The organism is Palleronia caenipelagi, from assembly GCF_007004065.1.
GTDB classification, from domain to species: domain Bacteria; phylum Pseudomonadota; class Alphaproteobacteria; order Rhodobacterales; family Rhodobacteraceae; genus Palleronia; species Palleronia caenipelagi.
The window spans coordinates 1-9,205 of record NZ_VFSV01000070.1; the positions used below are offsets into that span (position 1 = coordinate 1).

The 9,205-nt window shown below is 54.9% G+C and carries 6 protein-coding genes, 4 pseudogenes and 1 other annotated feature; of the genes and pseudogenes, 8 read left to right on the forward strand and 2 right to left on the reverse strand.

The window, feature by feature from the left end; genetic code table 11:
* The 5 genes and pseudogenes from FEV53_RS18665 to FEV53_RS18685 all read left to right on the forward strand — a co-directional run.
* Positions 1-192, forward strand: a pseudogene (locus tag FEV53_RS18665) (IS110 family transposase); the annotation flags it as partial.
* A 422-nt stretch (positions 193-614) separates the two neighbouring features.
* Positions 615-1,754, forward strand: a complete 1,140-nt coding sequence (locus FEV53_RS18670) for an acyl-CoA dehydrogenase family protein (RefSeq protein ID WP_142836215.1) — start codon at positions 615-617, stop codon at positions 1,752-1,754.
* Between the two features lie 161 nt (positions 1,755-1,915).
* On the forward strand, positions 1,916-2,935 hold the full coding sequence (locus FEV53_RS18675) for a TRAP transporter substrate-binding protein (protein WP_142836216.1): 1,020 nt from the start codon (positions 1,916-1,918) through the stop codon (positions 2,933-2,935).
* 89 nt (positions 2,936-3,024) lie between these two features.
* Positions 3,025-3,435, forward strand: a complete 411-nt coding sequence (locus FEV53_RS22225; protein ID WP_425465508.1) for a TRAP transporter small permease — start codon at positions 3,025-3,027, stop codon at positions 3,433-3,435.
* Positions 3,425-4,714, forward strand: a complete 1,290-nt coding sequence (locus tag FEV53_RS18685; RefSeq protein ID WP_142836218.1) for a TRAP transporter large permease — start codon at positions 3,425-3,427, stop codon at positions 4,712-4,714. The genes FEV53_RS22225 and FEV53_RS18685 overlap by 11 nt, the downstream gene beginning before the upstream one ends.
* Positions 4,715-4,882: 168 nt before the next feature.
* On the opposite strand, the pseudogene FEV53_RS18690 reads toward FEV53_RS18685, so the two are convergent.
* Positions 4,883-5,155: pseudogene (locus tag FEV53_RS18690) on the reverse strand (ATP-binding protein); the annotation flags it as partial.
* Positions 5,156-5,251: 96 nt separating this feature from the next.
* On the opposite strand from FEV53_RS18690, the pseudogene FEV53_RS18695 reads away from it, so the two are divergent.
* From FEV53_RS18695 to FEV53_RS18705, 3 genes and pseudogenes are all read left to right on the forward strand, one after another.
* Positions 5,252-6,489 (forward strand): annotated as a pseudogene (locus FEV53_RS18695) (IS3 family transposase).
* Positions 5,542-5,658 (forward strand) — a sequence feature (AL1L pseudoknot). (Overlaps the previous pseudogene by 117 nt.)
* A 4-nt stretch (positions 6,490-6,493) precedes the next feature.
* The gene (locus FEV53_RS18700) at positions 6,494-8,374 is read left to right on the forward strand and encodes a type IV secretion system DNA-binding domain-containing protein (RefSeq protein ID WP_246100933.1); all 1,881 of its coding nucleotides are present in this window, start codon (positions 6,494-6,496) and stop codon (positions 8,372-8,374) included.
* Entirely contained in the window at positions 8,371-8,574 is a 204-nt protein-coding gene (locus FEV53_RS18705; protein ID WP_142836220.1) for a hypothetical protein, read from the forward strand. Before FEV53_RS18700 ends, FEV53_RS18705 begins: the two co-directional genes overlap by 4 nt.
* Positions 8,575-8,593: 19 nt before the next feature.
* Here the strand turns inward: FEV53_RS18705 and FEV53_RS18710 are convergent.
* Positions 8,594-9,205, reverse strand: a pseudogene (locus tag FEV53_RS18710) (IS6 family transposase); the annotation flags it as partial.

Here is a 9,205-nt window from a genome sequence, read left to right on the forward strand (position 1 = left end):
CTGCGATCTGCAATCTTCATGCCCGCATTGGTCGCAGTCAGGTTCAACGCCGATCTCAAGCGCAAGTACCAAGCCTTGCTGGACAAGGGAAAACCACCAAAACTCGCCATCACGGCAGTCATGCGCAAACTCATCCTGCTCGCCAACGCCCTGTTGCGTGACGGCCGAAAATGGGATGAACGCTCCGCTTGACCAAGACGGATACTACCGCCCACCGGCTCCGGAAACCGTCGTCACGATGGACCGGAGGCCCGTCATGCACTCACAATCAAATTGGACCACTCAGGTGGGGCTGATCAGAACATCGCGGGCGTCGAGCTCGCTTGATCGGCAAAATCAGCCGATACTTGCTCTGCTGCACTTAACTTTACGGTGCCGTTCCTGACCCTAACCCCAAATTGTCTATTTCGCGATTAAGGCAAAATTAGGAATTAGTTCGTACTCTTTCTATATGTAATATGTATGGATCAGCTCGGGATGGCGAATTGTGGTGTGAGCATAAAGTACTTTAAAATTGCTTGAATAGTCTTTCTGCGATGTGCGGCAAAGTCGACTGGTTTACAGGGATCGAGCGAGTATTGCTAAGTCAAATGGCATCCCCAAAGGAGAGAACGATGACCGCACAAGACTCAGTTGCAAAATCGTCCATCAAAAAAGAAGAGGTTCTTTCCGAAATTGAAAGGCGGGCAAATGAATTTAACAGATTAAGGCACATTCCCCCCGATGTCATAAGTAAGTTCAAGTCGCTGGGGGTCTACAGAGCGCTGGTTCCAAAACGATTCGGCGGCGACGCTAGGAGCCCTTCTGGGTTCTGCCGCCTTATAGAAGATATTTCGGCCGCCGATGCTTCAGCGGGTTGGGTCGCCAGTTTCGGGGTGTCGGCGGCTTACCTGAGTACGCTGCCACCAACGACCTATGAAAAAATCTACAGCAGCAACCCGGATACAGTCTTTGCCGGTGCTATGTTTCCACCGCAGCTAGCACAAGCCGCGACAGGAGGTTATGAGGTTTCTGGTAGATGGCCGTGGGGATCGGGTGTTCTCTGCGCTGATTTGGTTGGAGCGGGCATTAAGATCGAAGATAAGAAGTCGGAATTGCCGATCATCGCCGTAATTCCGAAACAACGGGTCAAAGTCCTTGATACATGGAACGCATTGAGTCTTCGCGGGACAGGATCGCACGATTTTTCAGTTGATCAAGTCGTTGTCCCAAATGAGTGGACATTTGTTCGCGGGGCAAAGCCCACTATGGATGATCGACTTTTCCGGTATCCGTCTATGGCGCTTGCGTCCCAAGTATTGGCAGTTGTCGCTCTCGGCGCCGCACGTGCGGCCTTGGATTACGTGAAGAAATCTGGCTCCCGGCAATCGATTACTGGAGCGCCTAAACCCAGTTCCCGATCTTACTTTCAAACCGGTTATACAAAGGCCGTGGGCAAATACTTAGGGGCTCAAGCTTTGTTTTACGACACGCTCGACGAGGCATATGAAGAACTCGAACACAATGAAACAGTTCAGCCGGAAACACATATTCGATTGCGACTTGTCGCTTCAAAGGCGGCGCGCGACGGCGCCGAAGCCGCTCGAATTGCCTTTGTGCTTGGTGGATCAAACGTGCTCAACGAGGATCATCCCCTTCTCCATAAAATGCTAGACGCCGCTGGCGTCGCACAGCACGCATTTTTGGCGGAGGGGACTTTTACTGCCGCCGGCGCCGCATTCTTCGAAGAGCCTACTTTTCAAAGCTTTCCATGACGGATTTGCCCGTTTCTCAGGAGGATCAAAGAGTAGCAATATCTAGATGCTCTATTCTCAGAGAAAATCATTTAAATAACTGATTTCCGAATCAATGAAGTCAAAAAAAATCACGACCCCAACTAGGAAATTGGTTGAACTCTGCAACGAAAGGTAGAAGAATGAAGAAGTATCTGCGTGCCATTATTTGCTCTTTTGCGGCAGTTTCGTTTACTGCTTCCAATGCGAGTTCGGAAACGGTATTGTCTCTTAACAGCTGGCTACCACCGTCCCATCCCTATGTCATCGATTTCATCAAGCCGGTTATGGCTGACATCGAAGCGGTGACAGCGGGCCGGGTCACAGTTGAATTCCTGCCAGCACCGCTTGCCCACCCTTCCGACACCTTCGAACTGGTGAGAAACGGGATCGTAGATATAAGCTATGCCGTCCAAGGCTATAGCCCGAGACGGTTCAAAACCGCAGTCCTCGCCGAAATGCCATTTCTGAGCGACGATGCGGTGATTTCTTCAGTTGCATTTCAACGAGTTCATGCATCGATGTTAGCAGATGCTGGCGAATATGACGGCGTCAAGGTGATGGCCGTTCACACCCACGGTCCCGGTCACATTTTTTCGTCCAGAGACATCGCTAGCGTGGACGATCTTGAAGGTCAGAAGCTTCGAACCGGATCAATTGTCGCACAGGACCTCGCAAAATCGTTCGGTGCCGTACCAGTCGAGGGTCCCGCATCTAAATCTTACGAACTGCTAAGCCAAAGAGTTGTCGATGGCATTATGTTTCCATCTGAATCAGTCGAATTCTTTCGTCTGCTCACACATCTCTCGACGGCTTTTCTTGCCGAAGGCGGGATGTACAACACGGCCTTTATGGTGATCATGAATGAGAAGACTTGGAACCAGATTTCTCAGGAAGATCGCGCGCTCATCGAACCGCTTCTTGGCGAGGCGTTAGCCGCACGTGCAGGAAAGATGTGGAACACTGTTGACGCCGCTGCTAACGAAACACTGGGCGCCTCCATACATATGTACCGGGCTTCAGCCGATGACGTGGCCGCTCTGAGAGAGCGATTCAGGCCAGTTGTTGACGCAAATATTGCGCTTGCAAGTGAAGCAGGCGTCGATGGTCGTGCAGCGTATAATATGCTGTTAGATGAAATTCAGAAACTCACTACACAATGAGTTTATTTGTTCTAAAAGGATTGGCAGAAACCGCTCGCTACCGATTGCAAATGCTCGTGGCTTTTTCGTGTGTAATCTGCCTTATCTCAATGATCTTCTTGACCGTCGTGGACGTTCTGGGCAGGTATGTTGTGAATACGCCTGTTCCGGGTGCTGTAGAGGTCACGGAGATACTCTTAGCAGCAGCAGTCTTCATTGGACTATTGGCAGCAAGTCTAGATGGCGCCCACATTGCAGTCAGCGTCTTTACCTCTAACTTATCAGGCTCTTCAAAGAATGCGATTAGATTTGTGACCTCAATCATTTCTGCATCAATATTGTTGATTATCGCATGGCAAATCATTAAAGTTGGCCACCGAATAAAATACTACTCAGGGACTACGCCGACGCTTGAAATTCCTCTCGCACCTATAGCGTATGGCACAGCAATTTTATGCCTCTTGGCTTCACTTGTGACATTTCCTTGCAGCTTGGACTACCGGAGTCAGAATGACGATTGAATGGCCGATCGGTTTATTGATTCTGCTCATAGTTATGTTTTTGGGGGTGCCGGTCGGGCTGGCCATGACCGTTGTCGGCACCTTAGGTACAGCGACGATCATCGGCGCTGAGCCAGCTCTATCATTGCTGGGCCAAACTTATTTCAGCAACGCACGAAGCTACAATCTTTCGATACTTCCGATGTTCCTGATGATGGGTAATTTCGTTGTAAAATCCGGAATTGCGGCAGACTTGTACGATGCGGCTAACGCATGGATGCGCCACCGAAAAGGCGGGTTGGCAATCGCTACGGTGATCGCCTGCGGCGGATTTTCATCACTCTGCGGATCGTCCCTTGCAACCGCCACAACCATGACGAAGATCGCCTTACCGTCTATGCGGAGATACCGCTATCCGGATGGACTTTCCACCGGTGCGATTGCGGCAGGCGGCACACTAGGAATCTTGATCCCGCCATCAGTGATCCTCGTACTTTATGGAATCATGACACAACAAGATATTGGGCAGCTATTTCTCGCGGGGATCATACCAGGACTACTTGGCGTATTTCTATATTGCGCTGCCGTAGTGTTTTCGGTGAACTTCGGGAAACTGCAGCTAGAAACGCAGCCGAAACTTCAGCTAATCGAACGGATTATGGCGCTCAAAGGTGTTCTTGGTGCAATCCTTCTCTTTACATTCGTGATGGGTGGGATTTATTTGGGAATCTTTACACCATCGGAGAGCGCAGGAATGGGAGCCGGAGGGGCTTTAGCTCTCACCTTATTTCAAAGACGGCTATGCTTTCGGGACCTATTAACGATCTCCTATGATACCGCCAAAACAACGGGCAGCATGTTTTTAATCCTCTTTGGTGCGCTGACATTTTCGAACTATGTGAATATTTCGGGAATGACTCAAGATATTCAATTATTGGTTTCTTATTTGAAAAACCCAACTTACGCTTTAATTGCAATTACCCTAATATATATCGGTTTAGGCTGCGTCCTTGAGGGGCTGTCGATGATCACCTTGACGGTTCCAATATTCTATCCAATTGTCGCAGACTTGGGCTATGATCTTATATGGTTTGGCATCTATATAGTTATCGTAACAGAATTTAGCTACATCACGCCACCGGTGGGTATGAACGCCTTCGTTCTAAAATCGATCGTCACAGACGTAAGTCTGAGCACGATCTTTAAAGGCATTTTTCCATTTCTGTTGGCCGATGTCCTCCGATTGGTTTTAGTTTTGACTTTTCCAAGTGTGGCATTGATCATACCAAACCTGGTGTGAGAAACGAGCGACGTCTGTAACGAGCGTGTTTGTCAACGGCGGCGTAAATGCCTGCCACTGGGGCGGAGCAAAAATCGGCCATTTTGGGGTGCGCGCCTTGGAGCGTGAGGCCCTCAAGTAGCAAGCACGGTCCAAGGGGCATTGGCCGTTAGGCCGATTCTGTGAGGGTCATTTGTTGGCGGCGGAGAGGCGGGCCCTGCTCTGGCTAAGACGGTAGCTCTCGCCGTTCATTTCCAGGATGTTGACGTGATGGGTCAAGCGGTCCAGCAGTGCGCCCGTGAGACGTTCGGTACCAAAGGTCTCGGTCCATTCCTCGAAGGGCAGGTTCGATGTGATCAGGGTTGAACCGCGTTCGTAGCGCTGCGAGATCAATTCGAACAACAGCTCGGCACCGGTCTTGCTCAGCGGTACGAAGCCCAACTTATCAATGATCAGCAGCTTGACCGGTGTTGTCACATTAAGTGTGGCGAGTCGCATGAAGGCGATTGAACCACCCCGGCTTGCCCAGAGAGCAAAACTCTCAAAGGATGCTCTCTCATGGACAGCAAGAAGAACACGACGAGCCCTTACCCGACGGAGTTCCGGGATCGGGCGGTGCAGATGGTCGTCGACCATCTTGACAGCTGCGCAAGCCTGACGGCCGCGCTGCGCGACATCGCCGCCAAGCTGGGCTGCTCGCCAGACAGCCTGCGTGTGTGGTACAAGCAGGCGCGGCGCGACAGCGGCAAGGAAGCGGGCCCGACCAGTGCTGAGAATGCGCGTATAAAGGAGCTCGAGCGCGAGAACCGCGAGTTGCGGCAGGCTAACGAGATTCTGAAGAAGGCCAGCGCTTATTTTGCCCAGGCGGAGCTCGACCGCCCGTTTCGCAAATGACGGCTTTCATTGATGAATCCCGCGAGGAGTTCGGGGTCGAGCCGATCTGCCGCGTACTGCTGATCGCCCCGTCCACCTACCACGCAAGGAAGGTCGTCGCCCGGGAACCATCACGGGCATCGGCACGGGCGCAGCGCGATGCCGAACTGAAGGACAGGATCCGGAAGATCTGGTCCGACAACCGCAAACTCTACGGCGCGCGGAAGGTTTGGCATGCTCTGAAGCGCGATGGCGTTGATGTGGCGCGCTGCACCGTGGAGCGATTGATGCGCGAGATTGGGCTGCGAGGGGTGGTGCGCGGCAAGAAGGTGATCACCACGAACCCCGACACCACGCGCCCCTGCCCGGACGACAAGGTCAACCGGGAATTCCGTGCCGAGCGGCCGAACCAGCTCTGGGTTTCAGATTTTACCTACGTCCCAACCTGGTCCGGCACGGTCTGTGTCGCCTTCGTCATCGACGTGTTTGCACGGCGGATCGTTGGGTGGCGCGTCTCGACCTCGATAACTACCCAGTTCGTGCTCGATTCCTTGGAGCAGGCGATTTGGCAGAGACAACCGCTTGGAAACAAGAGCTTGACCCACCACTCGGACCGCGGATCGCAGTACCTGTCCGTCAGGTACACCGAGCGTCTGGCCGACGCGGACGTCGATCCGTCCGTGGGAAGCGTCGGCGATTCCTACGATAATGCGCTGGCCGAGAGCGTGATCGGCCTCTTCAAGACCGAGGTCATCAAGCAGCTTGGGCCCTGAAAGACGATGCAGGACGTTGAGTGGCAAACCATGCAATGGGTGGATTGGTACAACACCGCGCGTCTCCTGGGATCGATCGGGTATGTCCCGCCGGCCGAGGCCGAACGCCGGTATCTTGATCGGGTGCGGACGATGGCTAAAGTCGCATGACGCGTTGAACGAAGCGCTCTCCGGGCAAGCCGGGGCGGTTCACTCCCTGATCCCTGCCAGTATTTGCTTCTTCCTCGCCTGGGCGGTGTTCGCTCTCGTGGGCCGGTCTTTGAAAAAGGAAGAATTCATCCGGGGCGCGCGTCTGGTCTCGAAGAAGGAGCTGAAGCGCTGGGTGCGGGAGAAATGGCGCGCCCATGAAAAGCGCTTCGGCAAGGGCGCGAAAAAAGCCCCCCGCTATACGCTGGCCGGCATCGAGCTCGCGCCCAACGCGGTCGAGGCCCAGGTGGGCATCCTTGGCACCGTCGGCGTCGGTAAAACCACCGCCATGCATGAGCTGCTGAAGACGGTCTCGGACCTGAAGGGCAGGGGGATCATTTACGACAGGACCGGGCATCTCGTCTCAAAGCATTATGTCGAGGGTCGCGACATTATTCTGAACCCTTTTGATGCCCGCTCGCGCAGCTGGAACCCCTTCGTGGAGGTCACCAACCCGGCGTCCTTCACCGAGATCGCCGAGGTGATGATCCCTCAAAATCCGAATGAGAAGGATCCGTTCTGGACCAATGCCGCCCGCCTTGTCTTCATCTACGCTGCCCGCGCCATTTACACTCAGGAGAACCCGAACAACGCGGCGCTGAGACGGGCCATCCTTGAGATCAGCAACGAAACCCTGTCCGACATCGTCGCCAACACCCCCGGCGCGCATTTCTTCGGCGACAAGATGGACCGGATGAGCGGATCCATCCGCGCAACGCTCATCACCCACCTGTCCTTCCTCGAATATGTACGCGACGATGCGGACGTGTTCTCGATCCGGGAGTGGGTCCTCAGCGAAGACCCCGGCTTTGTCTTTCTGACGACCGACGCGGAACACTCCGCCGCCACGCGCAATGTCATCTCGACGGTGATCGAGATCGCCGCCAATGCGCTCATGACCATGAGTGAGAGCCGCGATCCCCGGATCTGGTTTTTCATCGATGAGCTTCCGACGCTGAACAGGCTGCCGTTCCTCACCGGATCGCTGGCCACCATCCGCCAATTCGGCGGGGCCTTTGTGCTCGGCTATCAGGTCTATTCCCAGCTTGAGGATCTTTATGGAGACAAGGGCGCCCAGACCATTTCCGGCACGCTCAACAACCGCGTCGTCTTCAACACGCCCGATTTTCGCACTGCCAAACTCTGGTCCGAAAGCCTGGGCGAGTCGGACGTGATCGAGGCGCAGGAAAGCCTGACGCTGGGTGCGGCTCAAGCCCGCGATGCCGTGGGCGTTTTGGGACGCCGGACCCAAAAGGCCATCGTGACCCCCGCTGAGATCCAGAGCCTTCCCCAGCTGACAGCCTATTTTCGTCAGGCCTATGATGCGCCCACGGCCCGCGTCAGCTTCGATCCGCTGCCCTCCGACAACGATGTGCCGAAATTCGTCCGCTACTCCGGCGATGGCTTTGACCGGGGCGGGATGCATCTGGGCGAGCAGAACCGTGCCGTGGAAGAAGGTGTGACGCCTTTGCGGGGTTTCGCCGCGCTGCCACCGCAAGAGCAGCTTGGTGAGTTCAATAAATGGGTCGACACCCATTTGGGCGGGGATGTCCGCGACGACATTGGCGCCGATCCGATGCAGCGGGATTTCTACTGGAACCATTTTGCGGCCCAGCGGATGCGGGGACGGAAATCCTCCGAGATTCGGCGCCCTGCCATGGCGATCCCGATGATTGGCGCCACCACGCAGCCTGCCGAAACCTCCTGCGCGCGCCTGCCATTCCCCGATCCCGCAACCGCCTCCAAGACATCTGCGCCTGCTTCAAAGAAGCCGCGCAGTCCGCACGCGGCTAAGAAGCCCATGTCTGCACTGGACATCTTCGATCTCGCGGAAGGACGTGGTCAATGATGTCGCCGTCGACTGTTTCCGCCGGCGCGGCGGCCAGCGGCTATTACCGGGCCGAAGGCTACTATGTGGACGGCTCCAAGGAAGCACAGGAAGCCTCCGCCTGGTTCGGCAAGTCAGCCGAAGGCCACAATCTGACAGGCCAGGTCGATGAGGCGCGGTTTGCGAAGAGGGATTGCCAACTTGTTCTGCACCGATTGTAAAAGTCCTACGCGGATCCGATCACGCGGTCATTTCGAGGGCGTAGCTGCGCCACAGATCGAAGGCATCTGATCTGGCGTGGCGGTAAGAGATGGCTGAAAGTCGGTAGCGGCGGGGTCTGAATATCACATTGATCTGGTTATGGGCGGAGAGGAAGCGCTGCGCTTGCCTGACCGACTTGAACCGTCCCATGAGCTTTTCTCGTTTCCGCGTTGGTCGGTGCGAGCCCTCAATACGATTATTCAGGCCCTTATGAGCCCGGTGATCTGCGTCTGGAGCCAGCTGGCGGATCGGTTTGATATAGCTGCGCAACTTGTCCGTGACGATAACGCGAGGCTGGCCAAACCGGGCGATCAACTGTTTCAGAAACCGCCTGGCAGCCTTGGCGTTTCGCCTTGGCTGCACCAGAATGTCGAGCACATCGCGTTCGTCGGGAAATTGATCCCCCGGATCAATTTCTTGTCCTCCTCACCATCCACGTCCCGCCATAACCACATCTTGATGCCGTTGATCGGGACGGCGACTTCATCGAGGTGCCACTTATCTGACGCTGCGGGCCGGTCGCGCTTGATGCAATGCGCGAAATGCCGACCAAACCGGTTCACCCATTTCCGAACGGCTTCCCGGCTGACG